Source organism: Cyclobacteriaceae bacterium, from assembly GCA_013141055.1.
Taxonomy (GTDB): domain Bacteria; phylum Bacteroidota; class Bacteroidia; order Cytophagales; family Cyclobacteriaceae; genus ELB16-189.
This window is the reverse complement of record JABFRS010000002.1, coordinates 73,266-99,894: the sequence shown is the minus strand read 5'-3', so window position 1 is coordinate 99,894 and position 26,629 is coordinate 73,266. Positions and strand designations below refer to the sequence as shown.

Genomic DNA, 26,629 nt, shown 5'->3' with positions numbered 1-26,629 from the left:
ACTATGATTTAAAAATTTGTTTGACGGTTTGTTGAAATTCAAGCGAGGAAGGAGAGGAGAACAAATCATGATGTATCTGCTTTACTTCCACTTTTAATTTTTTGCGATGATAAAGTTGCACCACCTGCAGAATAATATTCTGAAAGGTGACATTCAGTTTTAGCACCGGATCAAGAATCATTCTTACCTGAAAGAGAATAGAATCACCGGGAGACAATTCCTCACGTTGAAATTTTTCTATTTCCTGAATATCATTCAACGAAGTCCTCATAGCCAATTGCTTTTTGTTTGATCGTATTCCTTAATTTCTCAATGCATTTATATTTCTGAACAGTTGCTGATCGCTCACCCTTGAAATTCATTCTCTGGGAAAGTTGTTTCATGTTCAATCCTTCGTAATAGAATGCGCTCAATAACTCAAGACATTGTCGCCCTGTGCTTTCCAGGAACTGCAATAACTTTTCTGTATTAGGAGCAGGGAAGAAATCTGAAGGAATACTTATCCGCGATTCTATTTCACTAAGCGATACGTTGCGGGCATCATCTTTGAATTTTCTGATCCATAAGTGTTTGACGATTCCAAGAATGTAAGCATTCACGGAAGTGTTGATCTCAAAATTCTTTATCTGATTCTTTTCGTAATAAATGATCAAAGCATCCTGAAAAATGTCACTTGCATCTTCAAAGCTCCCATTCATCTTTGCAACCCATCGTGCAGATGTTGGAAAGCATGACTCATAAAGCTGCTTGAAAATCATTTCACTCACAGGATACTCCCGGATTAATAGATCGGCTGTTGTCTCCATATCATATTTATACTAAGTGCCTTTGAAAATTCAAATATCACCTCAAATCTCAATTTATCTTATTGAGATTTGATTTTCAGTACAAAATCTTAGCATCCGGATAACCGCACAAACCTACCTCCATCGACCGCGTACCCAAACGTATCCATGCCGTGGGTGAGGTCTCCATTCTCCAGGGTACCAAACTCGTCCCGATCGGGGTCTAGCCCAATAGCCAGCTCTGTATACCGGCTGACCTCTGTGATATCTCCAACCCCGATCTACCCAAACTGCATTTGGATATGGAGCTACAGGCTGAACAATTATAGGAGCAGAAGGCGGAGCGGCAACATATGACGGACTGCACGAAAAGATGAGCATGGCAATCGCAACGGCTATTAAAAATCGCAAAATGTGATTTCGGCCTTATCCTCCTTTCGGTTTGGAGCATTTGAGTTTTCATGACAAAAGCATTTTCAAAAGCTTCAAAATTTTCATGCCAATGGACCAATTAGAATTCTTCAAACGTTGATAAATATTTGATTATTAGATGTTTGCAATCAAATATATCTTTTGGAATAGACAGCTGTAAAAAGTCATGCGGAAGACACAAGCATCTGAAAAGCAAGTGGGATGACCCCTGATTCTGTAACTTGTCCGTTAATACGAATGGTTCTGATAATTAAATAAACCAGGGCACCGTTTTTGTTCGTATATCAATCATTATAAACTGAAAATCCCATGAAGCCAATACTCATATTTGCTGGAATTTTACTCGCTCTTTCATCATCACAGGCTCAGAATATAAAGACCACAAAGGGTCATGAAAACAACCCTTATTATTCCAATACAGATATAAAGCATCTTACGGTGTCAAATGGAGAATGGAGAAAAATTCTTTCACCTGACTTGTATGCGGTTGCAAGAGAAGAAGCCACTGAACGACCTTTTACCGGCACCCTTTGGAACTCAACTACGAAGGGAACATATTATTGTGCGGTTTGTGGAAACGTTCTTTTTAAATCAGACGCTAAATTTGCAAGTGATTGCGGGTGGCCAAGTTTCTTTGAACCCATTGGAAAGAATCGTGTTAATTACAAACCGGATAATTCTTTGAACATGGAAAGAATTGAAGTTGAATGCGCGCGTTGCGATTCACACCTGGGTCACATATTTGACGACGGTCCTGCACCCACACATAAAAGATTCTGCATGAATGCAATCTCACTCGATTTTGCTCCTGACGGACTTACAGCCAAGTAGAAATTACTTTGCTGTAGTTCTCTTCTTCTTTGCATTACCAACACCTGGTTGATGATCGCCCAATAGAAGTCCAAACGGTTTCAATGGTTCAATTCTATCGAAGATAACCTTTATAATAGCTGTCAGGGGAATTGATAAGAACATTCCAGGAACACCCCACAATGCACCACCAATCAATACCACGAGAATTGAAATAAGGGCATTGATCTTGACCTTTGATGCAACAATGTGTGGAACGATGAAGTTGTTATCAATAAACTGTACAACAATATAAACCACGAACACCCATAAAGCAGCAGATGGAGATTGTGTTGCAAGTGCCACCAGCATGGGAAGAGAAATGGCTATCACACCACCGATGTACGGAATGATATTCAATAATGCTCCAATCAATCCCAATAATACCGCATACTCAACTCCAATGATCAAAAGGCCAACCGAATTCAGTATCGCCACAATCACAGCTTCAATAGCAAGACCTACCAGGTAATTTTGAATCAATGACTTGGATTCTGTCAGCACTTCTTTCACTACGCCCTTTTCGTCATTTTTAAATAGCTGTGAAATAAATTCAAGGATAAGGGGTTTATAAAATAGTATCAGGAAAGTATAAACAGGAAGGATTAGAAGAACCAGCAATCCCTTCAATGTACTTAAAGTCTGCCCAATGATCGCAGTTCCATTAATACTCTTCTTTGTTTCTGCAATCCATGCGTTGATCTTTGCATTGCTGATGTTAAAAGTAGAAGATACCCATTGAATTGTATCATGCTCAAGCACAGTGAACTTCTCTTTAAACTTTGGAAACGTATCACTAAACAAGGCAAGCTGAGAGCCAATAAAATATCCCAATCCTCCTGAGACGAGCATTACCAAAAGCAAGGCAAGCAGTATGGCTACTACGCGATTGACTTTTTTATTAATCAGGAAATTGACAACAGGATTGAGGAGAATGGCGATTACAACGGCAAAGATTACAGGAAGTAAGATCTCCTGACCGATATAGAGAATGTAAAAGAGGCCAATGATGCCAATAATGATAAAGGTCAATTTGGCATAAACAGGCAGCTTTATAGCGGAAGAGTCAGTCATTACATAGGGGATTAAGTACAGACCCCCTTTGTAAAAACTATGCCATTAGCTAATCTTCAACAATTTCACCGTAGTTGATTACCAGCTCTTCTCCATGGCTGATATCACGAATTACCTGAAAGTACTCACCTTCATTTACAGAAATAACGTTCGGTTCATCGGAATGATTTAGAAACAGGGAAAGGTCTATTTTCTTGAAGCCGTAATCAGGAACGAAGTAATGATCCTTGTCATAGAGGCAATAATTTCCGATCAGCAACTGAACATGCGATGGTAAACGTTCAACTTCCTCCTTGGAAATTTCGATCCATTTGTCTTCCGTATTGTGCTTGCTGAAAACCTCCCTGCAACCTTTGGGAATATCTTTTAAAGCAAAAACTCCAATACCTTCAATCGGCGAGGGCCTCAACATGACATATGTGTTACTTAGCTCACTCAACAATTCCTCTTTTGTCATTTCCAATTACATTAGACCCGCTATTTACACAGACAACATCCATTTTCAAATTCCCGGTATCCAATTCAATGCAGATCTTCTGATTATTTAACCGAAACTCTCCACACCGTATTGGATACATCGTCTGCAACCATCAATGCTCCATCAGGCATGAGTGTGACACCAACAGGTCTGCCATGAACTTTTCTTTCAGCAAGATCTTCCACAAATCCTGAAAGGAAATCTTCCTGCGGTCCCGAAGGCTTTCCATCCTTAAAAGGAATAAAAATTACTTTATAACCGGAAAGGGTAGACCTGTTCCATGAACCATGTTGTCCGATGAAGGCACCATTATGATATTTCTCTGGGAATTTATTGCCTTTATAAAATGCTAGTCCTAAAGAAGCTGTATGAGATCCCAGCAAAACATCAGGCACAATCGTTCTGTCTGCAAGTTCTTTATTCTGAACTTTTACTCTTGGGTCAATATGGTTGCCCAGATAAACGTAAGGCCAACCATAGAATCCATCTCTTTCCACGTGTGTGAAATAATCCGGAACTAAATCGTCACCTAATTCATCACGTTCATTAACTGCAGTCCACAACGTTCCATCCGTTGACCAGTCAAGACCCTGAGGATTTCTAAGTCCGCTTGCGAATACTTTCAACTCCTTGCCGTCAGGATTCATCTCAAGAATACAAGCCCTGTGATATTCTGCATCAATGCCATCTTCTGCTACGTTGGTTCCTGAACCACTTCCAATAAATATTTTAGTTCCGTCAGCATTAGCAATAATTGTCTTTGCCCAGTGTCGCTTGCCAGGAGGTAATTCAGCAATTTTTTCAGCAGTCCCTGTTATTTTTGTTTCTCCTTCAACATAAGGATATCTGTAAACGCCATCGGTGTTGGCAACATAAAACCATTTTCCAAGAACGAGCATTCCAAAAGGCTGATTCAGATTTGTCAGATAGGGTGTATGAAGATCAACCACACCGTCCTTATCAGTGTCCCGTAACAGAGTTATTCGATTAGCGCTGTTCTTCATGCTGTTCGATTTGGACGCACCAATAATGCCAGCTCCTATCTTTTCAAAGAAACCGTGATTTGTATTGACTTCGGCCACGAGCAGATCCCCGTTGGGAAGAGCATACATCCACCGTGGATTTTCCAGGACGGTAGCATATGCTGTTACTTTAAATCCGTCAGGAGCTTTTGGTGTGAGACCATTTTCCCATCCAACAACCTTACTAAATTTTACTGCAGATTTTGTGGCATAAGGTGCTGGTAATGAAGGAGATTTAGTGTCTTTTTGCCCTATTACAGGAACTGAAATTGTGATTGATATTATGACGATAATTGAACTGATTTTAAGAGCGCTGGAGATGTTCATTGAGTGTGTTTTAGATCCTGCATTATCCATCAAAAAAACCGTGCCTGTTTAAGTAGCCTCAATGGTTATATTTGCCGTTTACTTTTATCCTGAAAAAGTCATTAATAAGTTCGTGAGAATCAAAAAGATCGAAAGGTGGGGTTAATATCTTCTAAAAATCGTTTATCACTAGGGACTGCAGCAGTTTTGATACTGATGACCTGTTTTGGATTAAAGGCGCAAACCGGCCCTGGTGGAGTAGGAAATGCAGCTTCCAACTTCCTTCATCTTAAAGCTGATGCAGGAACTTCTACGACCGTAGATAATACTGCAGTTTCAGCCTGGAATGATCAATCCGGGAATTCAAATAATGCTACACAGCCATCAGCGGGAAATAGACCAATCTACAGGACATCTCAGCTAAACGGACTGCCATCTATCAGCTTCAGCGGGTCTAATCTTATGACAACGCCTTCTGTATTTCCTCTCAATTCTGACTATACAAAATTTGTTGTTGGAAAGCTCACGAATCTTGGAGACAACAATAATATGTTCTCCGGAACAGCCGGCCATGCTTTTTTCTTTGGTTCAGGAAGTCTTGCCGTAAAGCTCTTCCATCACGGAACAACTTTCGCAACAAGCGGCATTTCACCTGCATTAAATGAGTCTGCTATATTCTCAGGTACTTTTCAGAATTCCAGCCTGACAGGTCAGGTATTTCTAAATGGTACTTTCGGGGGCAGTGGTGTTGCCGGTGTTCCGAATACTGATGCTAACATTCAGATAGGAGCCTTTGCTGGCGGCAATTTTCTGAGAGGTGATATGAACGAAGTTATCGCGTTCAATTTTCTGCTTAACACTGCACAGAGAACGATCGTAGAAAATTACCTGGCAGCAAAATATGCACTGACCATTGGTAATTTAAGATATAACTATGCAAGCACTCATCCTAACAATGTTATTGGTATAGGAAGAGCTAATGCAACCAATGCTCACATCGCAGCACGTTCTATAAATACTCTTGACATCAGCGTTCCATCAGCCGCTTCATTTTCTGACGGCGATTATATTTTAACTGGTCATGATGCCGGAAACATTTTTGCCTGGACCAATACAGAAGCTCCAACAGGAGGTACCGTTCAAAGATTGATCAGAGAATGGAGGGTTACAAAAACAGGAACTATTCCTTCCATTACTATCGGCATTGATAATGCAACATTACCTGCATTGCCGGGTGGATATACCAAGTATGTTATCATGGTGGATGCAGACGGAGATTTTACATCTGGTGCAACATTATATGAGATGCCGTTTGTAAGCGGAACATCCTATTCAATCAATAATATTCCAATAGCGAATGGTAATTACCTTGCCATTGGTGCTGTCAATCCAACAATACAATTTGCGGCAGCTACATCAACTTCATTTGAACCTGCTTCACAGTCAATGACTGTATCTTTGAATTATATCCCTGCTACAAACGTGACAGTAAACTATTCAGCTTCTGATATTTCTGCGAATAATGGAACAGATTACACACTCTCTGCCGGAACTGCAACAATCACAGCAGGCAGTATGTCAACAACGATCAACCCTTCAATCATTGATGACATTACCGTTGAAAGTGATGAGACTTTTTCTGTTACACTATCTTCCCCATTGGCGGGTATCTCTTTAGGAAGTACGACAGTCAATACATACACGATTCACGATGATGATAATGCAAGGAAAATCGACTTTAATGTAGCTTCCCTGAATGGATCAGAAGGAACAACGCCTGTGAGTCTTACCATTCAGATCAATAATACCAGTGGAAGTCCGACAACAGTTGATTATAGTGTAACAGGAGGTACTGCAATCGGTGGGGGTGTTGACTATGTACTTACTTCTGGAACCGCTACCGTTCCCGCAAGCCCCAGCACTACAACCACTATTTCACTGATTATCGTGGATGACGCTATTTATGAACAGAATGAAACGATCGTCATTACTTTGACCAATCCTACAAATTCAAACCTGGGTGTAAATAATGTCTTAACTTTTACAATTAACGACAATGATCCGCCTCCAACATTAGGATTTACATCTTCTTCCTTTGCGGGACTTGAATCCACCGCTACCGTGAATATTCCTCTTACCTTGAGCAGCTCATCCAATACAGATGCAACAGTAAACTATACGGTAACAGGTTCGGCTACTGGTGGCGGCGTTGACTATACTCTTGCCAATGGAGTGTTTACAATGCCTGCAGGAAGTACTACAGGCAATATTGTTGCGACTGTGATCAATGATATCATTGTTGAAACAGGAGAGACCATTATCGTAACATTGTCATCTCCCGTGAACAGCACCCTAGGCGCAAGTGTTTATACTTATACGATTATTGACGATGATGTGTTTGGTTATCAGGGACCTGGTGGAGTAGGTGATAACATTTCTAATTATCTATGGCTACGCGCAGATGCAGGTGCTTCCACAGGAACCGATGGAGCACTTGTAAGTTCATGGCTTGATCAATCGGGGTCAGCTTCACATGCAACTCAGGGATCTGTTGGAAACCAGCCAACATTCAGAACAGCTCAGGTTAATGGTCAGCCTGTACTTCGCTTTCCAGGATCAAATTTCATGACATGCCCTTCGGGATTTCCTATCAATTCAGATTACACTAAAATTGTCGTTGCGAGAGTTCTGAATGTAGGAGCTACAGGTAATATTATATCAGGTTCTTCCGGGCATGCGTTTTATACCAGCAGCAGTACCTTTATGCGCCTGTTCCAGAGCGGTGGCATATTTGCTACTTCTACAATACCAATTACTAACAACGGATTTGATATTATGACCGGCACTTTTGCCAATGCATCAAGATTTGGTTTGATCTATATGAATGGAGCAGTCGCCGGACCAGGAGGAACTGCGAGCACCACAAACACCGATAATACTTTGCAGATTGGAGCTTTTGCAAGCAACAACTTTATGAATGGAGATGTTGCTGAAGCAATTGTCTATAGCGTTCTTTTAAATACTGCTCAGCGAAACATCGTTCACAATTATTTATCATCGAAGTACAATCTTCCTATCACCACCGATCTATTCCCTTATGATGGAGTTCATAGTGTTGAAGTGGCTGGTATTGGCCGTGAGGATGCTAACAATTTGCACAATGATGCCAAGGGCAGTGGAATCGTCCGCATTAACAATCCTTCCAGCATGGATGATGGTGATTATTTACTTTGGGGACATAACGGTGGAAGCATGAGCATTCCCAACAGCTCAGATGTTCCAACGGGAATAGTATATCGCTCATGGAGAGTATGGAGAGCAGCGCAGACCAGCAACATCGGAACGGTAACGATCTCATTTGATCTTACCAGCAGAACAGTTGCCGCTGGTACGGATATAGAATTATTACTCGATGCAGATGGTGTGTTTGCTACTGGAGCAACGCGCTACACAACAGGGCGATCTTATAATGCAGGCACGCATGTCGTTACTTTCACAGGAGTTACCTTAACCGATGGAATGTATTTCACACTGGGTTCTACCAGCGCTGCCACTACATTGCCAATCAAACTGGTAAATTTTGCTGCTAAAGTTGATCCAACTTTCTCAGTGCAATTGTCATGGAGCACGGTAACAGAGATTGAAAATGATTACTTCACCGTTCAGCGATCATCCAATGCAAAGGAATGGGAAAGTCTTGAAAGAATTGAGGGTGCAGGCAACAGCACCAGTCTGCTCAACTATTTTGCTACTGACAAGAATCCATTAAATGGCAGAAGTTATTATCGTTTAAAGCAAACAGACTATAATGGTGATGTTACGTATTCTGAGATCGTTCCGGTTAATCTGACACAGGATGATATCATTGCATATTATCCAAACCCGGCAAATGACAAACTCACGATCACTTCACTTGTTCCAGGGGAGATAAGGATACACGATCCTTCCGGAAATGTAATACTTGAGAAGTCCCTGGTAAAAAGCCTTGAAGTTTCTACTCAAAATTTACCCGTGGGTATCTACATCCTCAAATTCAAAAGTGCCGAAGGGATGATTACTAAAAAGATTGTGATCCTGCATTAATCAACAGCGGCTGATTTCAATTATACTTTCCTCAATAAAAGATAGGACCTATTGAACTGTCTTTCTTACCAATACTACATTGTCCAGAACAAGGTTGGATGACCAGATAAAGGAAGCCCCAGCCCAGGTAGAAGTGAAATTACTGTAAGCAAGCTTATTAGTAGCACCTGCCGCAGCCGCAGTGTAAATGGTTGCACCTGGCCAACCACTATCATCATAAGCTTTGGAGTTCCAATCCAGTGGAATTGGCCAATGAATAGCTAAACATGATCCATCACATCCAGGTGTTGTAGACGCCGAGGCTGAAGATCTTGTTCCGTCCGATTCTTCCTTAACAGCATTTACATCCTCCAGAGGCGCGATATAGAAAGTTTGTGCTTTCCAGGTTCCATCCGTCTTTGTTCCATCACTGAATGTAGCAACCAGGCCAGCGTCACCAGCATGAAAAGGATTTCCATTATTTGCCTCGCTGCCTACACCAAGATTTTCTTCCCAATCGATGAGCTTGAAAGCAATTGTGTAAGGCTTCTTAACCTTGAATTTCATCACACTGGAGTTAAAAGGAGTGTATGGCACCGGATCAACTCCTATGAGAACGCCGTTGACGTATAATTCAAAATAATTGTCAGCAAATACATATGCAGTAATGATCGTACCATCACTATCAATGATTGTTCCCGAAGCAGGCAGACTGGCCTGAGAAATATTGGAAGGCCTTACATTGTTACAATCATTATAGAGATCGGAGGCTTTTGCGCCAGCTGCAAACTGGTTCTCTCCCGGCAGAGTCCAGGTAGTGCCATCAAGAGCTTTGATTGTACCTTCCGATGAAACTCTCGATCCATTACATCCGCTAAGTAGATTCGGTGTTGTGCTAGTGCCCTGACCTCTACTTACTGACCCTGTTCCAGTATAGTTAATATTTAAATTATCGTCACTTTTCTGGCAGGAGAGTGTAAGTAACAGCAGGCATTCAAGAAAAAGGATTCTGGCAAATCCTGTTTGCTTTTTCATTGATGATCCAGGTTTAGGTTTTCGAATCAACGAAGAATTTAAAGCTTTCCCAAGACCGTTGTTAAAATTTTAATTTCTTCCTCCGTATTATAGTAGTGGACTGACGCTCTCAATACGCTCTCAATACCTCTCTGACCTAGATCCAGCCGGGCGCCAGCACCCAAAGAGATGCTTAAATGGATGTTCTGAGCCCGAAGTTCCTGGTGAACTTTTCCATGATCCTTTCCATCCATAGTGAATGTAACAATGCCACCCAGTCTTAAGCCTTTATCTCTGACCTTCACATTTTTAATACCCGCCAGTTGATCTCTCAGGGTTTTTCCGAGGTATATATTCCTTGCTTCAACATTCTCCATTCCCCAGGAATTGGCATATGATGCAGCTTCGCCTAGTCCAAGGACGTCAGCAAAGTTCTTCTCATATAGTTCCATTCTCTTCCGCCCCGGCCGGTATTGAAAATCATTCATAGTTGTCCATTCTCCACCCCAACCATCCACAATAGGAGGCTCCATTCGGGGCAACAGATCTTTCTTTACATACAGGAACCCAGTACCTCGTGGGCCTCTCAGATATTTCCTTCCTGTAGCCGCCAACATATCACAACCTATCTTCGACACATCCACCTTGATCTGTCCTACACTCTGGCATGCATCCAGAATATACAGAATGCCATGACGGCGGGCAATCTTGCCAACCTCTTCTGCAGGATTGATCAACCCACCGCTGGTAGGTATGTGAGTCAATGAAATAAGTTTAGTATTGCTATCAATTGCTTTTTCAAGTGCAACAAGATCAATTTGTCCATGCTCATCATCAGGCACTACTACTACTTCAATTCCCTGACGTTGCTGCAACAACAGCCCCATGTAATTGCTGATGTATTCAGCATGACAGCATAGAACCTTGTCGCCACTTTTAAGTTTCAGACTTTGCAGTGCAAGGCCATAACTGTGACTGGCACTCGTGGTAATTGCTATCTCTTCAGCATCAGCACCGATAAGTGCAGCGATCTTTCCATACACATCATTGATTTGAGAAAGATGCTTGTCGAAAGTTTCGTATCCTCCCAGATTATACTCGATCTGCTGATAGGAAGTCACTACCTGCTGAACCGGGAGTGGAGTAAGTGAAGAACCCGCATTATTGAAATGAATAATACTGGCTGAGGCAGGAGTTTCTTTCCTTGCCCGAATAACATCAATGGATTGCATTTAAATCTAATTTACGAAGGCAAATTGAACTTTAATTTCACTAAAAAACAGTTCCAGAATTAAAAAAAACAGCCATATCAGTTCATGATGTAGACAAAGTAGTTTAAATATCCATTGATGCCGTTATAAATATTTCACCTTTCTTAAGACTTTTATGACTCCTGGATCATCTTAGGTCTGATACCTGAATTAACCAAATGCTCCGTAACTATTTCAAAGTTGCTTTTCGCAATATTGTCAAGCATAAGTTTTATGCAATACTCAACATTGCCGGATTAGCATTTGGACTAACAGCCTGCTTTCTGATTGGCTTATACATCTCTGATGAGCTCCTCTTCGACAGATTTCATAAGGATTATCAAAACATCTATCATGTTGGCCTTCATGCCAAAATTGGAGGTCAGGAGTTTCAGGTTGCGTCATCCTGCCCACCGCTTGCTGGCGAAATGTCCAATGCGATACCCGGTGTGGAACAGGCCATTCGTATCAAGCCAAAAAGAAGTATCGTCGTCAAGTATGAAGACAAGTTCTTTACTGAAACAAAAGTCCTTTACGTTGATTCCAATTTCTTTGCATTCTTCAGTTTTGACCTGCTGGAAGGCGATCCTAAAACTGTTCTCAAAGAACCTAGCAGCATTGTAATAACTCATACAACATCTGTTAAGTATTTCGGAGATCAATCTGCTCTTGGAAAGATCATCGTTATAGGAAAAGACAACGAAGCATTTAAGGTCACCGGTATTGTTCAGGAGGCTCCCGTCAATTCTCACATACAGTTTGATATGCTGCTATCCGCTGCATCTGATAAAAACATGATGAAGGGAGGGTGGGGAGATAATGACGCAACTCATACTTACTTTAGAAAAAATCCGAAGACAAAAATTGAACTGATTGATCAGAAGCTTAGAGCCTTTGTAGAGAAACACATTGCTCCCGAACTGGAAGATGGTTTCGGAATAAGTTTTAAAGAGTTTGAAAAACAAGGTGGCATCTATTCATATTACTCTTACCCGATGTCCAGCAGTCATTTGTATTATCCCGATATCCAGGATAACCTCAATCCCGTCAGCGACATCAAATACGTCTATATCATATCGGCAGTTGGAATATTTATCCTGTTAATTGCCTGCATAAATTTTATGAATCTCTCAACGGCCCGGTCTGCCAGTCGGGCTAAGGAAGTTGGATTGCGTAAAACTCTCGGCTCTGCACGTTCCAGACTTGTCATCCAGTTCTTGTCAGAATCATTCATTTACGTTTTTGGAGCAACTATCATTGCAATTGCGGGAGTTTATTTTCTACTGCCATCGTTTAATCTACTATCCGGAAAAGTTCTTTTGTTTAATGCAATCTTTTCTCCAATAATTCTCGGATCCATTTTTACAATTTTTATTACTGTTTCTCTTCTGGCTGGCAGTTATCCTGCTCTTTACCTGACTTCTTTTAATCCAATAGATGTTTTGAAAGGCAATGTGCGATCGGGAATGAAAAGCAAAGGAATCAGAAGTTCCCTCGTAGTGGTTCAATTCAGCATCTCCATTGCTTTGATCATCTGCACAACGGTAGTTTATAATCAACTTAGCTTCCTTCAGGAAAAAAATATTGGTCTCGACAAACAGAACGTATTGGCTGTAAAAAACACGAACAGGCTGGAGACCAATGCAGATGCATTTTTGGTAGCCATCACTGGTCAGGCAGGAGTGGAGAATGCAAGTTTTACAAATATTGTCTTCCCTGGCATTAATGATGTGAGTCTGTTCCGACCCGTTGGAACCAAACGTGATCTTCTGATAAGAAACTATGCAGCAGATTATAACAATCTCAATGTCCTTAAAATAGATATTGTGCAAGGCCGCTATTTTTCAAAAGACTTTCCGTCAGATTCCGCAGCGATTGTAATTAACGAAGCCACTGTCAAAGAACTGGGCTGGAGCAATCCTCTTAAAGAAAAACTAACAGATCCTTTTGATCAAAGTATTAGTTATCATGTTGTAGGAGTAGTGAAAGACTTCAACTTTGAATCATTCAAAACGAAAGTGAATCCACTTCTTATTCATTTCCAAAAACGTTCTAACAATATCCTTATTCGTTATAATGGAAATCCAAAAGAGGCGGTTGCTTCAATAGAAACCCTTTGGAAGAGGTATGCCGCCAACGAACCTTTTGAATACTCCTTTCTTGATGAAAATTTTGATCTGCTCTTCAGAGAGGATCAACGTCTTGGGCAATTGTTCACGGTTCTTAGCGGTATAGCCATTTTTGTAGCATGTCTTGGACTTCTGGGACTTGCTTCTTTCACAGCTGAGCAGCGTACACGGGAGATAGGGATCCGAAAAGTAATGGGTGCCTCCGTTCAATCCATTAATACAATGCTTTCCAGGGAGTTCATGATTCTGGTAGGAATCTCTTTTATAATAGCAGCTGCATTTGCCTGGTATGCCATGCACAATTGGCTCGACACATTTGCTTATCGCATCAGGCTGGGACCGACAGTATTTCTATTAAGCGGATTGCTGGCAACGGTCATTGCCTGGCTTACCGTAAGCTATCATTTCATCAAAGCGGCAAGATCTAATCCTGTTCATGCTTTGCGAAGTGAATGAAGTAGGAATGCATCCTGAATTCTTTCCAAAACCCTTGCGTTCCATTTTCCTTTTCGTGTAATTGAACTGATATTCAAGTTTAACTATTATCCAATGTCACAGCGAAGGGACTTTCTCAAAAAATCAGCAGCTATTGTAGCAGGTGGTATGCTCTTACCACAATGGAATGCACAGGCTGAGTTTCAAAAGAGTAACGCTTTGAAAAAGCTTGGCGTTGGACTTTTCTCTGTCCCAAGAGATCTTGAAAAGGACTTTCCAGGAACATTAAAGAAGATTGCCCAAATAGGTTTTAAAGAAATTGAATTCTATGGACCTTATCCTTTCAGTCCCGCAGAAGAAAAAGAAAGATGGGCATCTGTAACGCCTTCTTTAGGATTTAGCGGAAGCGCATTTTATGGTAAGAGTGCAAAGGAAGCCCGGAAAATTCTTGACGATAATGGATTAACAGCGCCGTCGATACATTGCGGATTGCCAACCTTGAAGCAGAGCATGGGACCGTTGGCAGAAGCGGCTAATCTTATTGGTGCGAAGTATGTCATTTTACCATCTGCACAAACACAGCCAAACCTTGATGGTTACAAAGCTCAGGCAGATGAATTCAACGAGATAGGAACACAAGCTAATAAATACGGGATCAGGTTTGCTTATCACAATCATGGAAATGGATTGAAGCCTCTTGATGGAACTATTCCTTTTGATCTGATCATGGAAAGAACCGATCCTAAAAAGGTATTCTTTCAAATGGACATTTATTGGGTAGCCGCTGCTGGTGTAAATATTCCTGCATTGCTTGACAAATATGCCGGTCGTTTTAAATCAATGCATGTAAAAGACATGGCAAAAGAGGTTCGCTTTTCAGGTGATGGCGGAGACCCGGGTCAATGGATGGAGCTATTCCCGCATCTTGCAAACGCAGGCAGCGGAGTGATGGATCTCAAATCAATCTTATCTCACGCAGTAAAATCAGGAGTTGAGCACTTTGTTGTTGAACGTGACATTGCTCCAAACTCAACCGAGGATTTGAAGAAGAGCTACGTGTATCTTACAGGATTGGAATTAGAGAAATAATTTATTGTTGCGTTGAGTATTTTCAGGTCGGTTACAACACATAATCGTCCATGATGAATCTCATTCTATACTCTGCCTTCACCAGTTCCGACTTTCCGTTCAATAGTACATGGCAATAGAGCTCGCCCGTTACGAAAAAGAATCTTTTCGATACAGGTGTTTGTTCATACATGTAGTTAACTGAATTTTCCAACTCAATGCTGTTGAACTGGTAATAGGATTGGCTAATATCTTCTTCAACAACCTGATTAAAGTCATTACAATAGTCATGAATTGAAAAGTGTCCCTGCAATTCCGGGAAACGGGTTGCGAACAATGTCTCTGTTCTCTTCAGCGGCTGCTTCACTCCAATATTATCATAGAGCGATTGATCATCGTTTGGCAAGACGATATAAAACCTGAAAATGGCATTGCCATAAGCATCACCTAGCGCACAGGATGAGGTACCATTCGTAATGGTCACGCCAATACATTCCATATTAAAGTTTACCTTATTGCTCTTAAACTGGTAATCATTATTCAACACCTGAATGTTGAAATAAGAATCATCTCCACCAATGGACATGGAAGTTGTACTTCTGTCAGGAAAATTAGAAGATGGCGGAGCCAATGGGCAGCCTACAACAAATTCTTCCTTCCTGGTACAACCTGAGAATGCTGCTAGAATAAAAGCGAATAGGAGTAATGGTCTCATAGGGCTTAAAGAACTCAAATTTAATGAATTTGATACTTCATCAAATAAGTGAATATCATTTGATAATCTCCAAGACTTGCACAAAAATCATTCCCCCCACCCTTAATAAGCTAATTCCAGCAAATTTTGAAGAAGCGCCTGATCACTAAATATCCGGCGCTTCCTCAATTCTTTCAACATCTCTCTCTTAATGATTTCAAAGCGTCAACAGCCTCCTTATTATCAGGCCACAACTTTATGGCTTTCTCATACGATTCGATTGCCAATCCTATATTTCCTTTTGCTTCATACGCTTTACCAAGTCGGTAGTAGGTTGGTGAAAAGGATAACTCTTTTGCACTGATCTTGTAAACAACAATGGCGAGATCAGTTTTATTATCTGCCAAATACTCGTCACCAAGACTGTTGATATTTTCAACAGTGAAATCGTATGTGAAGCAACTCATTTCGTCATTCTTCAAAGCGCCGAACTTCTTCATGGCGGCAGTTTCACCTTTGCTGGCAATCTCTTTTCTTAAAGCTTCTGCGAATGGGATCAAAGGAACATTCAATGGCTTCTTTCCATCGAGAATATCAAAAAGATATCGGGTTGAAACAGCATAGAGAGCTTTCTCTCCAGTGGCTTTATCGGAAGAGGCTCCGCCAAGAATTCCAATCAGCAATCCATTCTCATCAACAAGAGGGGAGCCACTTGCACCACCCACATTGGCGCCTTTCGGAAACGAGAAGATGATCTTGTTACATTCAACCTGAAGAACAGTCGCCTCGAGCATAACACATGTTGGATCATTGTAAGGGCATCCGAAATATCTTACGCGCTCACCAGGTCTGACAGGTTCGCGACGTGGTGTAAGCGGTTGCACACGGGGAGAAACATACTTCGTTGAAAACACTATCCAGTCACGCTGAAGAATGGATGAATTTGGGCCAGTAAGTTTCTCTGTGGAATCGGTATTGATCAACTTATCGATAACAACTGAGTCTTTGGGATTGCCTTTAGGATGCATGACCCATCTCTGAAGATCATTCTTCAAGTCCACGGTATTCATCCGCTTTGATTTAGCGACCCAAAGCACATGCTTGGCGGTAACTGCAAGAGTATCCTTACCCGTATTGATGAGAAATCCCGTCGCTGCATACTCAAAGGATGAATGAACATATCGCTCGCCATTTCTGAACCACACATCATTGATCATCGCTATATTTGGCCATTGTTCCTTAGGCTTCTTGATCCAGGTAGCCTTCTGACAATAAGTTTGAATGGAAATGAACAAAAGGAGAATCAAAAGTTTTTTCATATCGTTTAAATAAGTTTATTCAGCCTTGTTTTTGCTGATTGCGTAAACGTATCCATCGATAGGGCAGGCTGGTGGCTGGGGGTTGTAAAAAGATGTTAACACAATTGTAAAAACACCTGAATCAAAGGTAAATTCTATGAAATCGAAGCTATTACTCATATTTCTCCTCTCAGGTGTGATACTGACCTTTTCGGCGTTCATGCTCCTGAACAGTTCATCCAAAGATGAATTCCTGGAGAAGAGAGCCGCACTGATTATCCGAAAGATCGGCCATGAGCTTCTGCTTCATGGTGGGGACACAACTTCCAGGATCCTGCCCGTTCAGAAGTTAGGCGAGAATGTCTTTCTTCTGAGATTCGAAAATCAATTTTCCTTTATGCCTGACACGCTTGTTACCATCGTTAGGAGCAAGCTCAACCAGGCAGATCTGCCACTGGATTACATGGTGCATGTCTTTGATTGTAAATCAAATGAGGTTATTTATGGCTTTGAGATCCGCCCCTCTGCAAATAATATTGTTCCATGCCTCGGTCGTGTTCAACCCAACGGGTGTTACAATATTCAGATTGCTTTCACATCCTTAACAAAGGATAAATCGTCGACATCCATTTACCTGTATGCTTCCCTGTTGGCATTAGCGGGTGCAGGTCTATTCGCATTTATTTTCATGAAGAAGCAGTCACCAAACGACAACATATCGAAAACCCCAATTAATACCACGGGCATCAGCATAGGCAAATACAGCTTTGATCAGGAGAAGCAATTACTAACTCATCAAAATGAATCCATCTCACTTTCATATAAAGAGGCAAGACTACTGACGATCCTTTCTGCAAATCTGAATAGTCTGGTAGAACGCGATTATCTTTTGAAAGAGATCTGGGAGAACGAAGGTGTGATCACTGGCAGAAGTCTGGATGTATTCGTTTCAAAATTGAGAAAGAAACTTAGCAACGATCCTGAAATCTGCATCACCAATGTTCATGGTCGAGGTTACAAGCTTGAACTTAAATCTGAAACAGTTTGAATTCTTCAACTACACGTTACGCCCAGCTTTATTTGAGACTGGCATTAGGAATCGGATTTATCTATCCGGTGCTGGATCGCTTTGGAGTACTCGGTCCGGCAGGTCAGAATAGTGTAGGGTGGGGAAGCTGGCAAAATTTTCAGGACTACACTTTTATGCTGCTTCCATTCCTTGGAAGATCACTGTCAGATGTAATGGCATGGATAGCAACGTTCGCCGAAGCAATCTTTGGTGTATTGCTGATCATTGGATTTCAAACAAGGCTTGTTGCCCTTGGAAGCTTTGCCCTGACGGCATTGTTTGCTTTAAGCATGGCCTTTTCCTTTCATATAAAAGAACCGTTTAACTATTCTGTCTTTGCGGCTAGTGCCGGTGCGCTGCTTCTATCATGCGTCTCCCATTATTCGTGGAGTGCAGATTCGTATCATAAACGTTAGCTCTTAATTTCGTCGAATGATCTGATCAAATAGAATGGAGTTGAATAGTTTAGTCTGCTCCATTTGAGGAAGGTGGCCAGCTTTAGGAATTACAAATAAACCGACCTTGGGAATTCTGTCAAGGAGATTATCCTTTACATCATCCAACTTTACCACGGTATCATGTTCACCCCAGATAGCAAATACAGGAATTCCGGATCCGGCAACCGACCTATGCTTTGCATCAAGGCTGGTTCTGTTTTTACCCGTTGAGATAAGTGCACTCATAAAACCTTTATACTTCATGAACTCTTTATACTTAATGTCCCATCCTTTAAAAGGAATTGAGTCATAGAAGTCGCCCATCTGTCCACTGGCCATGGTTGGATAGCGTGCTTTTTTTATTGCAAGTATTTCTTCTTCAGTGGCAGGAGCAGGAGTGGGGAGATTCTCCGCAATCTCTTCAAAGCCTGCCGCATCAACATAAACCAGATTCATGATCCTCTCCGGATATTGCTCAGCGAAGACGGTGATGGTTCTTCCGCCATCAGACAGTCCCAGAAGATTCACACGCGTTTTGATATTTAGTGTGTCCAGAAGTTCTTTTAACTGATGTGTGAAAAGAGTCACATCATACGTGACATCCGGGTTCTCAGAATAACCTCTTCCATACGTATCATAACGTAAAGCACTATAGCCGCGCTTCACGGCAGCATTATAGGTGGAATCCCAGATGTAGGACGGCACCGAAAATCCATGAACCATAACGACAACGGTGTCGGGATTCTTCTTTTCATACTCATAATAGGTATAACCATTGCTGAGCTCTACAAAATTTCCAATTTTGATCTCTGATCGAAAAGCTCTGTCTTTCGTTACTGTCTCATAGTCTGTAAATTCTACTGCTTTTTCCTTCGGGGAGCAGCCATAAAAGATGCTTTGCAAAACTGCAATCAGAGCCAAAAAGAGATACTTTTTCATTACGCAAATGGATTTAAGAAATAATATGGAGAAATATACTGGAATCTGATCAGCATCAGAAAAGTTGATTGTACGGAATATGTAACTTTCTAGCACAACCTGAGTATTCATTAGTTGCCTCACAAAATCGTCCCGCTCATGATCCGTAATTACTTCAAAACCGCTCTTCGGAATATCCTCAAAAACAAGATCTTCTCATTGATCAATGTCCTGGGCCTGGCAGTTGGTCTGGCCGGCTCCATGCTCATTGCCCGCTACGTAATGCATGAGCTTAGCTACGACCAGGACCAGGTCCGCAAGGAGAGAATATTCAGGGTTCATCTTGACCGATACAATAAAGGTCAGCTTGAAACTCAATGGGCAGCAGGGGCAGCAGCAATTGGCCCTGATCTGAAAGCAAACTTTCAGGAAGTTCAATACTATGTCCGGATGCATGAAGACAAAGAGACCTTCAGTCATAACGACGTCACATTCAAGGAAGAGAACGTTTACTTTGCCAGTGAAGATTTCTTCAGAGTTTTTTCATATCCGTTGATCCAGGGAATCGATTCGGTGGTGCTTCGTGCCCCGCATTCGATAGTGATCTCAAAAACATTTGCAAAGAAGTACTTTGGCGACCAGGATCCGATCGGAAAGAATCTTAAGAAGAATGGCAGGGAAGACTGGACGGTAACGGGCGTATTTGAAGATCTGCCAGTGAATACTCACATGAAGGTAGATGCACTACTCTCATTCTCAACTTTCATTGGATACATGCGAAGTCCTGATGATCTGAATACGTATCAATGGGACGGATTCATGACCTATGTTCAATTGCGTCCGAATGCCAATGTGAGTACACTCCAATCGAAATTACCTGCCTTTGTTGAGTCAAAAGTAGGAGAGGACTTAAAGAAGTATAACGCAGGAATGGTTTTCAAGCTGGAACCAATTACCAGGATCCACCTGTATGCCAGCAACCTGATGATGGACTTCGGACCCAACGGAAATGGTAAGTCAGTCTACTTTCTGGGGATCATTGCTGTATTCATTCTTGTGATCGCGTGGATCAACTATATCAATCTTTCGACCGCGAGATCGATGGAGCGTGCACGCGAAGTGGGTGTGCGAAAGGTGATGGGAAGTTTCAAGTCACAACTGATCTGGCAGTTCATGCTGGAATCATTCATCATCAACCTCACTGCTTTTCTTGTTGCTGTGCTGGGCGTATTGATCCTTTTACCATCTTTTTCAAATCTCTCAGGAACCAATATCAATGCTTCCTTCTTCACAGATAGTGTGTTTATCGGTGGAACTATAGCAGTCTTCATTCTCGGAGTTATATTCTCAGGCATCTACCCGGCATTTGTGCTCTCAGGCTTTAAGCCCGTTACGGTATTGAAAGGAAAGATGCAGACCTCTGCCCAGGGAAGTTATTTAAGGAAAGGATTGGTGATCTTCCAGTTCGCAGCTTCCATCACATTGATCGTCGGCACCTTTACAGTATATCGTCAATTGGACTTCATGAGAACAGCAGATCAGGGTGTGAACATTGATCAGACGATCGTTGTAAGAGGACCTGGTATTCACGACTCGACCTATGTAAACCGATTCAAGGCATTTCAATCAGATATGATCTCATATCCCGAAGTTGTTGGAGTTACTGCATCGACGAGCATCCCCGGTCGTCAGCCGGATTGGAATGCAGGTGGCATTCGCAAAGTAGGAGAGCCCGATGACATGGGTAATCAGTACAGGGTTCTCGGTGTTGATGAGTCATTCGTGCCCACCTTTGAATTAAAGATCGTTGCTGGCAGGAACTTCTCTCAGGAAATGAAAACAGACAGATCTGCTGTATTGTTTAATGAATCTGCCATCCGCCAGATCGGTTATAAAACGCCGGAAGAAGCGATCGATCAGGAGATCTATTTCTGGGGAGACACTTTCAGGATTGTGGGAGTGCTCAAAGATTATCGGCAGGAGTCAATGAAGCGCAACTTTGAACCATTGATCTTCAGGAATATCGATGATGCAAGATCATTTTATTCTATTCGTGTGAAGTCAAACGAAATGAAATCCTTTGTGACTCTGGCGGAAGAAAAGTTCAAAGCATCTTTCCCGGGCAATCCATTCCTATTCTTCTTTATGGATGACTATTATAATCAGCAGTATCAGTCGGACATTCAGTTTGGAAAGGTCTTTGGCATCTTTGCAACGCTTGCGATCTTCATTGCATGCATGGGATTATTCGGATTGTCTTCTTATACCGTTGTACAACGAACCAAAGAGATTGGAGTCAGAAAGGTATTGGGGGCAACCGTCCCACAGATCATTCAATTGCTGTTTAAAGACTTTGCCGTATTGGTTGCTGTCGCAATTCTCATTTCAGTGCCTATTGCGTGGATCGTGATGAGCAACTGGCTCAACGAATTCGCTACCCGTATTACGTTGTCCTGGTGGCTCTTTGTAATTCCAGGACTGATCGTCATGGGAATTGCCTGGCTTACGATCTCCCTGCATACGTTTAAGGCGGCTTCAGCAAATCCAGTAGAATCTCTCAGATACGAGTAAAGTATAAGATGATGTCTGCATACTGATCTTCGAAAGACTAACGTTTGAGTCTCATCATGCATAGAATCTTTCGCAGGTCATCGCTTTGCTTCTTCATCATTCTGGCTGGATGCGCTTCTAAAACTCTTCCCTATGAATGCGGACCGGTTTCAAAAAAGGACGACATTGAAAAGGGCTTCAGTCCATTCTGAAGTTCATCGGGATCAAACCCGGAAGTACATTTGCTGACGTAGGTGCCTCTTCCGGTGCACTCACTGTGATGATGTCTACTTTAATGGACGACGTAACAGTCTACATCGAAGACATTGATACCGCCTGCCTGAAAAAAGATAACCTGAATAAGATCGTAGAATATTATTCTGCCCAAAGTGGGAGAGACCTTCTGATAACAAATCGCTATCATCTTGTCATTGGTGATTTTTTCCACACTAACCTTCCAGACAATTCATTTGACAGGATCTATACTAATGCCACCATGCATGTTTTTCAATCACCCGATTCGATATTAACAGATATATCCAGAAAACTTAAACCAGACGGAATGCTGTTTATCCGGGATGGCTTCAAAGACAATAAGGAAGAGAAGCGGTTTTGTCCTGATCCGAAGTGCGGAAGTCCATTGCTTACGGTGAATGAGTTCCTTGTCATCATGAAACGAAATGGCTTTAAGCTTGTACGCCAGTCCATCCGATCTTGGAATTTATCCTGTATTTGGCTTCTCGCGAATGAAGTAGAAGTGAAATGAAAAAAGGTGGCCCTGTTATCAGAACCACCTTTTTAAAGTTGATCAATTATTTCCTTACACCAGATCGAATCGATCCAGGTTCATCACTTTGACCCATGCAGATACAAAGTCACGAACAAATACATCCTGAGAATCATCACATCCATAAACTTCTGCAAGTGCACGGAGCTCTGAGTTAGATCCGAATATAAGATCAGCACGTGTGGCAGTCCACTTGACGTCACCATTCTTACGGTCGCGAGCTTCAAATACATTCTGAGCATCTGAAGTTGCCTTCCAGGTAATTCCAAAATCAAGAAGATTAACAAAGAAGTCATTCGTTAATGACTCGGTGCGTTTTGTGAAAACACCATGCTTAGACTGATCAAAGTTTGTATTCAGTACACGCATGCCTCCCAGCAACACCGTCAGCTCAGGAGCTGTTAGCGTCAATAACTGTGCTTTATCAATCAGCATTTCTTCTGAGGTAGAAGTGTGAAGTTGTTTTATGTAGTTACGGAAACCATCAGCACCTGGTTCCAGCACATTAAATGAATCAACATCAGTTTGCTCCTGAATAGCATCCACACGTCCAGGTGTGAAAGGAACCTGTACATCATGACCGGCGTTCTTTGCTGCCTTTTCAATACCAACAGAACCTCCCAGCACGATCAGGTCAGCAATTGAAACCTGCTTGCCGGACTGCGAACTGTTAAACTCCTTATGAATTGCATCATAGGTCTTCAGAACATTGGCAAGCTGAGCAGGATTGTTAACCTTCCAATCTTTCTGCGGTGCCAAACGAATGCGTGCACCATTTGCTCCACCACGTTTATCAGAGCCGCGGAATGTAGAAGCTGATGCCCATGCCGTTGATACCAATTGAGATACGGAAAGTGCTGAGCCCGCAATCTTGCTTTTCAATGCAGCAACATCCTTGTCATCTATCGTCTTGTATGAAACGGCTGGAAGAGGATCCTGCCATAAGAGTACTTCACCCGGAACTTCTGGTCCGATGTAGCGGGCGAGAGGACCCATATCACGGTGTGTTAGCTTATACCATGCACGTGCAAACGCATCAGCAAACTTATCAGGGTTCTTATGGAAGTTTCTTGAGATCTTTTCATAAACAGGATCCATGCGCAAAGCAATATCCGTTGTCAGCATCGTTGGTGCATGACGTTTTGATTTGTCATGTGCATCCGGCACCGTATCGGCACCCGCGCCACCCTTTGGTTTCCACTGATGGGCACCTGCAGGACTCTTGCTCAGTTCCCATTCAAAGCCAAACAGATTCTCAAAAAAGTTATTGCTCCACTTTGTTGGTGTGGTTGTCCATGCACCTTCAAGACCACTCGTGATCGTGTTAACACCATTACCACTATTAAATGTATTTCTCCAGCCCAGGCCTTGCTCTTCAATTCCTGCCGCTGCTGGTTCTACTGCAACGTACTTGCTTGGATCAGCAGCACCGTGTGTCTTACCAAAAGTGTGACCACCGGCAATCAATGCAACAGTCTCTTCATCATTCATCGCCATGCGACCAAAAGTCTCACGTATGTCACGGGCTGATGCAATTGGATCAGGCTTTCCGTTAGGTCCTTCCGGATTCACATAGATCAAACCCATCTGCACAGCAGCCAATGGATTCTCTAATTCCCTGTCACCTGTGTGACGCTTGTCTTCAAGCCACTTGCTTTCAGCTCCCCAGAAAACATCTTCCTGTGGTTCCCAAACATCTTCACGGCCACCGGCGAAACCAAACGTCTTGAAGCCCATGGACTCAAGCGCGCAGTTACCAGCAAGGACCATTAAGTCGGCCCATGAGATCTTCTTACCATATTTCTTTTTAACAGGCCAAAGCAGCAAGCGTGCTTTGACAAGGTTAGCATTATCCGGCCAGCTGTTAAGAGGAGCAAAGCGTTGTGTACCTGCTCCGGCACCACCACGACCATCAGAGATGCGGTATGTACCTGCACTGTGCCATGCCATGCGGATGAAGAATGGACCATAGTGACCATAGTCAGCAGGCCACCAATCCTGAGATGCGGTCATCAGGTCGAAGAGATCTTTCTTCACTGCTTTCAAGTCGAGCTTTTTGAACTCTGCCGCATAGTTGAATTTCTTATCCATTGGATTGGATAGGGAAGAGTGTTGACGGAGAATACTCATCTTCAACTGATTCGGCCACCAGTCGCGGTTTCTTGTGCCGCCGCCGGCACTTTGTTTGATTGCACCACCAAGAAAAGGACACTGAGCCCCTTCCGTGTTCATGTCACCAACTTTTGTTTTGTCGTCTTGCATTGTTATGGATTAGTAGTTGTGTTTTCTAATGACTTTCTGAAGCATAATCCTTCATTGGTCAAGATTACAACAGCCATACTGATAAATCAAATTGATTATATTTATAACCATATAGTTAATATCTATGACCTTAACGCAACTGGAATACATTGTAGCCCTGGACACCTACCGGCATTTTGTACTGGCATCCGAAAAGTGTTTTGTTACACAGCCAACCCTCAGCATGCAGATTCAGAAGCTGGAAGAAGAGCTGGGTGTAAAGATATTTGACCGCACCCGTCAGCCTGTCATTCCAACTGAGATAGGGGCGAGCATTATTGTGCAGGCCAGGACTGCTTTGCGCGAAGCGGATCTTATCAAGCAGATGATCAGTGATCAGAAAGACTCCCTTACCGGAGAATTGAGAATTGGCATTATTCCAACACTGGCTCCTTATCTTCTTCCCCCGCTATATAAATACATGTGGGAAAAATATCCGCAGTTCAATCTCATCATTAAAGAAGCGATCACGGAAGAAATCGTTCATGAATTGAAGAACAACCGCCTTGACTGCGGATTGGTCGTCACGCCGCTAAAAGACCTTTCGATAAAAGAAGACATTCTTTTCTATGAGGAGCTCTTTGTTTATGTATCAAGAAAGAATGCGTTATATGATAAGAAGTATGTGCTGGCAACTGAAATTGATCCCAATCAACTCTGGCTGCTGGAAGAGGGGCATTGCTTCCGCTCGCAGGTATTGAACTTATGTGAACTGCGCAAGAGCACCGATTTTCACTTTAAGTATGAAACGGGCAATATCGAAACATTGAAACGAATGGTCGACAAAAGCGACGGCATTACCATTTTACCTGAGCTTGCTGTAATGGAATTCAGCAAATCGCAACGCAAGCTTGTAAAGCGACTGAAAGAACCAAGTCCTGCCCGTGAGATAAGCCTGGTGACACACCGTGATCATATCAAGACCAAACTCATCAAGACATTAAAAGATGAGATTCTCAACATCGTACCAAAGCAGATGCAGAAGCTGCAGAATAAGAAAGTGGTGGATATCAATTACTGATCACCGATTCTTTTTGATTCAACCAGAATTATTCAATTTGCGGAGTAATGAAAAAATGTTTCTCGCCCAAATAAGGGTATCCCTTGTTTCAGGTGTTATACCACTTAAGTAGGTAAATTGATTAACAAATCATTTCCGCAGTATCAGGCTGATGGTTTTGAAAGGGTTTTTGAAGAAAACTTCAAACGTCTTTTCATTTCCCTGAATCGCTATGCCTTCACGTTGGTGAAAGACAGGGATCTGGCCCGCGACGCCGTTCAAACTGTATTCATCAAATGGTGGGAGGCAAAAACTGACTTATCGAAAGAGAATGAGGCAAAGAGATATCTCTTCACAGCGGTGTATCGAACCAGTCTCAACATCATTCGGAATGAAAAGGTGAAGCAACAACATATTGCTGCCTTTGTTCAGGAGCGTGACAGTGAAACAAAATTTCATGATACTACAGAATTCGAAGAGCTCGATCTCAAAATAAAGCTGACCATCGAAAGTCTGCCCGAGCAATGCAGAATCATTTTTTGCAAGAGCAGATTCGAGGATAAGAAGTATGGAGAGATTGCCACCGACATGAATCTATCCATAAAAACCGTAGAAGCACAAATGGGGAAGGCTCTGAAGATACTTCGTGAGAAACTTAATAACCACTGAAT

The 26,629-nt window shown here is 42.2% G+C and carries 21 protein-coding genes; 10 read left to right on the top strand and 11 right to left on the bottom strand.

The genetic code is table 11. The features are described 5' to 3' along the window. Position 1: 1 nt before the first annotated feature. Together HOP08_14890 and HOP08_14885 are read right to left on the bottom strand one after the other, a co-directional pair. Entirely contained in the window at positions 2-271 is a 270-nt protein-coding gene (locus HOP08_14890; protein NOT76212.1) for a hypothetical protein, read from the bottom strand. Continuing rightward, positions 252-758 carry a sigma-70 family RNA polymerase sigma factor gene (locus tag HOP08_14885; protein NOT76211.1) on the bottom strand — a complete coding sequence of 169 codons (507 nt, stop codon included), beginning with the start codon at positions 756-758 and terminating at the stop codon, positions 252-254. The genes HOP08_14890 and HOP08_14885 overlap by 20 nt, the downstream gene beginning before the upstream one ends. Before the next feature lie 768 nt (positions 759-1,526). On the opposite strand from HOP08_14885, the gene msrB reads away from it, so the two are divergent. Further along, positions 1,527-2,048, top strand: a complete 522-nt coding sequence (gene msrB / locus HOP08_14880; protein ID NOT76210.1) for a peptide-methionine (R)-S-oxide reductase MsrB — start codon at positions 1,527-1,529, stop codon at positions 2,046-2,048. 3 nt (positions 2,049-2,051) lie between these two features. Here msrB and HOP08_14875 read toward each other — a convergent pair whose 3' ends face one another. The 3 genes from HOP08_14875 to HOP08_14865 form a co-directional block, all read right to left on the bottom strand. After that, complete coding sequence (locus HOP08_14875) at positions 2,052-3,140, bottom strand: AI-2E family transporter (protein ID NOT76209.1); 1,089 nt, start codon at positions 3,138-3,140, stop codon at positions 2,052-2,054. 49 nt (positions 3,141-3,189) lie between these two features. Then, positions 3,190-3,597 (bottom strand): SET domain-containing protein-lysine N-methyltransferase, encoded by a 408-nt coding sequence (locus tag HOP08_14870; protein NOT76208.1) that lies wholly within the window; start codon positions 3,595-3,597, stop codon positions 3,190-3,192. Between the two features lie 83 nt (positions 3,598-3,680). Continuing rightward, positions 3,681-4,967 carry a sorbosone dehydrogenase family protein gene (locus HOP08_14865; protein NOT76207.1) on the bottom strand — a complete coding sequence of 429 codons (1,287 nt, stop codon included), beginning with the start codon at positions 4,965-4,967 and terminating at the stop codon, positions 3,681-3,683. A gap of 135 nt (positions 4,968-5,102) precedes the next feature. Here HOP08_14865 and HOP08_14860 point away from each other — a divergent pair, with 135 nt between their 5' ends. Further along, the gene (locus HOP08_14860) at positions 5,103-9,029 is read left to right on the top strand and encodes a T9SS type A sorting domain-containing protein (GenBank protein ID NOT76206.1); all 3,927 of its coding nucleotides are present in this window, start codon (positions 5,103-5,105) and stop codon (positions 9,027-9,029) included. A 48-nt stretch (positions 9,030-9,077) separates the two neighbouring features. Here the strand turns inward: HOP08_14860 and HOP08_14855 are convergent, their stop codons facing one another. Together HOP08_14855 and HOP08_14850 are read right to left on the bottom strand one after the other, a co-directional pair. After that, positions 9,078-10,043 carry a hypothetical protein gene (locus HOP08_14855; protein NOT76205.1) on the bottom strand — a complete coding sequence of 322 codons (966 nt, stop codon included), beginning with the start codon at positions 10,041-10,043 and terminating at the stop codon, positions 9,078-9,080. Positions 10,044-10,081: 38 nt separating this feature from the next. Continuing rightward, a complete protein-coding gene (locus HOP08_14850; GenBank protein ID NOT76204.1) occupies positions 10,082-11,254 on the bottom strand; it encodes an aminotransferase class V-fold PLP-dependent enzyme in 1,173 nt (390 codons plus the stop codon). A gap of 197 nt (positions 11,255-11,451) precedes the next feature. Here HOP08_14850 and HOP08_14845 point away from each other — a divergent pair, with 197 nt between their 5' ends. Together HOP08_14845 and HOP08_14840 are read left to right on the top strand one after the other, a co-directional pair. Beyond that, the gene (locus HOP08_14845) at positions 11,452-13,857 is read left to right on the top strand and encodes an FtsX-like permease family protein (protein NOT76203.1); all 2,406 of its coding nucleotides are present in this window, start codon (positions 11,452-11,454) and stop codon (positions 13,855-13,857) included. Positions 13,858-13,950: 93 nt separating this feature from the next. After that, a complete protein-coding gene (locus HOP08_14840; GenBank protein NOT76202.1) occupies positions 13,951-14,925 on the top strand; it encodes a sugar phosphate isomerase/epimerase in 975 nt (324 codons plus the stop codon). A gap of 31 nt (positions 14,926-14,956) precedes the next feature. On the opposite strand, the gene HOP08_14835 is transcribed toward HOP08_14840, so the two are convergent. Together HOP08_14835 and HOP08_14830 are read right to left on the bottom strand one after the other, a co-directional pair. Continuing rightward, the gene (locus HOP08_14835; protein NOT76201.1) at positions 14,957-15,619 is read right to left on the bottom strand and encodes a hypothetical protein; all 663 of its coding nucleotides are present in this window, start codon (positions 15,617-15,619) and stop codon (positions 14,957-14,959) included. Between the two features lie 173 nt (positions 15,620-15,792). After that, positions 15,793-16,917 carry a tetratricopeptide repeat protein gene (locus HOP08_14830; GenBank protein NOT76200.1) on the bottom strand — a complete coding sequence of 375 codons (1,125 nt, stop codon included), beginning with the start codon at positions 16,915-16,917 and terminating at the stop codon, positions 15,793-15,795. A 136-nt stretch (positions 16,918-17,053) separates the two neighbouring features. Between HOP08_14830 and HOP08_14825 the strand changes: the two genes are divergently transcribed. Together HOP08_14825 and HOP08_14820 are read left to right on the top strand one after the other, a co-directional pair. Next, positions 17,054-17,944, top strand: coding sequence for a winged helix-turn-helix transcriptional regulator (locus tag HOP08_14825; GenBank protein NOT76199.1), 891 nt, complete (start codon positions 17,054-17,056; stop codon positions 17,942-17,944). Continuing rightward, complete coding sequence (locus HOP08_14820; GenBank protein NOT76198.1) at positions 17,941-18,381, top strand: DoxX family membrane protein; 441 nt, start codon at positions 17,941-17,943, stop codon at positions 18,379-18,381. Before HOP08_14825 ends, HOP08_14820 begins: the two co-directional genes overlap by 4 nt. 3 nt (positions 18,382-18,384) lie before the next feature. Here HOP08_14820 and HOP08_14815 read toward each other — a convergent pair whose 3' ends face one another. Next, a complete protein-coding gene (locus HOP08_14815) occupies positions 18,385-19,341 on the bottom strand; it encodes an alpha/beta hydrolase (protein ID NOT76197.1) in 957 nt (318 codons plus the stop codon). A 138-nt stretch (positions 19,342-19,479) separates the two neighbouring features. Here HOP08_14815 and HOP08_14810 point away from each other — a divergent pair, with 138 nt between their 5' ends. Together HOP08_14810 and HOP08_14805 are read left to right on the top strand one after the other, a co-directional pair. Next, positions 19,480-21,891, top strand: a complete 2,412-nt coding sequence (locus HOP08_14810; protein NOT76196.1) for an FtsX-like permease family protein — start codon at positions 19,480-19,482, stop codon at positions 21,889-21,891. A 259-nt stretch (positions 21,892-22,150) separates the two neighbouring features. After that, positions 22,151-22,636, top strand: a complete 486-nt coding sequence (locus HOP08_14805) for a methyltransferase domain-containing protein (protein ID NOT76195.1) — start codon at positions 22,151-22,153, stop codon at positions 22,634-22,636. A gap of 54 nt (positions 22,637-22,690) precedes the next feature. On the opposite strand, the gene katG is transcribed toward HOP08_14805, so the two are convergent. Continuing rightward, positions 22,691-24,919, bottom strand: coding sequence for a catalase/peroxidase HPI (gene katG, locus HOP08_14800; protein ID NOT76194.1), 2,229 nt, complete (start codon positions 24,917-24,919; stop codon positions 22,691-22,693). Between the two features lie 124 nt (positions 24,920-25,043). Here katG and HOP08_14795 point away from each other — a divergent pair, with 124 nt between their 5' ends. Together HOP08_14795 and HOP08_14790 are read left to right on the top strand one after the other, a co-directional pair. After that, on the top strand, positions 25,044-25,979 hold the full coding sequence (locus HOP08_14795) for a LysR family transcriptional regulator (protein ID NOT76193.1): 936 nt from the start codon (positions 25,044-25,046) through the stop codon (positions 25,977-25,979). A 117-nt stretch (positions 25,980-26,096) separates the two neighbouring features. Then, entirely contained in the window at positions 26,097-26,627 is a 531-nt protein-coding gene (locus HOP08_14790) for an RNA polymerase sigma-70 factor (GenBank protein NOT76192.1), read from the top strand. The last annotated feature ends 2 nt before the right edge of the window (positions 26,628-26,629 follow it).

Bases quoted from the DNA above. Each gene is read 5' to 3' on its own strand.
- HOP08_14890 (NOT76212.1), bottom strand. From the start codon at position 271: ATGAGGACTTCGTTGAATGATATTCAGGAAATAGAAAAATTTCAACGT.
- HOP08_14885 (NOT76211.1), bottom strand. From the start codon at position 758: ATGATTTTCAAGCAGCTTTATGAGTCATGCTTTCCAACATCTGCACGA.
- msrB (NOT76210.1), top strand. From the start codon at position 1,527: ATGAAGCCAATACTCATATTTGCTGGAATTTTACTCGCTCTTTCATCA.
- HOP08_14875 (NOT76209.1), bottom strand. From the start codon at position 3,140: ATGACTGACTCTTCCGCTATAAAGCTGCCTGTTTATGCCAAATTGACC.
- HOP08_14870 (NOT76208.1), bottom strand. From the start codon at position 3,597: ATGACAAAAGAGGAATTGTTGAGTGAGCTAAGTAACACATATGTCATG.
- HOP08_14865 (NOT76207.1), bottom strand. From the start codon at position 4,967: ATGAACATCTCCAGCGCTCTTAAAATCAGTTCAATTATCGTCATAATA.
- HOP08_14855 (NOT76205.1), bottom strand. From the start codon at position 10,043: ATGAAAAAGCAAACAGGATTTGCCAGAATCCTTTTTCTTGAATGCCTG.
- HOP08_14850 (NOT76204.1), bottom strand. From the start codon at position 11,254: ATGCAATCCATTGATGTTATTCGGGCAAGGAAAGAAACTCCTGCCTCA.
- HOP08_14845 (NOT76203.1), top strand. From the start codon at position 11,452: ATGCTCCGTAACTATTTCAAAGTTGCTTTTCGCAATATTGTCAAGCAT.
- HOP08_14840 (NOT76202.1), top strand. From the start codon at position 13,951: ATGTCACAGCGAAGGGACTTTCTCAAAAAATCAGCAGCTATTGTAGCA.
- HOP08_14835 (NOT76201.1), bottom strand. From the start codon at position 15,619: ATGAGACCATTACTCCTATTCGCTTTTATTCTAGCAGCATTCTCAGGT.
- HOP08_14830 (NOT76200.1), bottom strand. From the start codon at position 16,917: ATGAAAAAACTTTTGATTCTCCTTTTGTTCATTTCCATTCAAACTTAT.
- HOP08_14825 (NOT76199.1), top strand. From the start codon at position 17,054: ATGAAATCGAAGCTATTACTCATATTTCTCCTCTCAGGTGTGATACTG.
- HOP08_14815 (NOT76197.1), bottom strand. From the start codon at position 19,341: ATGAAAAAGTATCTCTTTTTGGCTCTGATTGCAGTTTTGCAAAGCATC.
- HOP08_14810 (NOT76196.1), top strand. From the start codon at position 19,480: ATGATCCGTAATTACTTCAAAACCGCTCTTCGGAATATCCTCAAAAAC.
- HOP08_14805 (NOT76195.1), top strand. From the start codon at position 22,151: ATGATGTCTACTTTAATGGACGACGTAACAGTCTACATCGAAGACATT.
- katG (NOT76194.1), bottom strand. From the start codon at position 24,919: ATGCAAGACGACAAAACAAAAGTTGGTGACATGAACACGGAAGGGGCT.
- HOP08_14795 (NOT76193.1), top strand. From the start codon at position 25,044: ATGACCTTAACGCAACTGGAATACATTGTAGCCCTGGACACCTACCGG.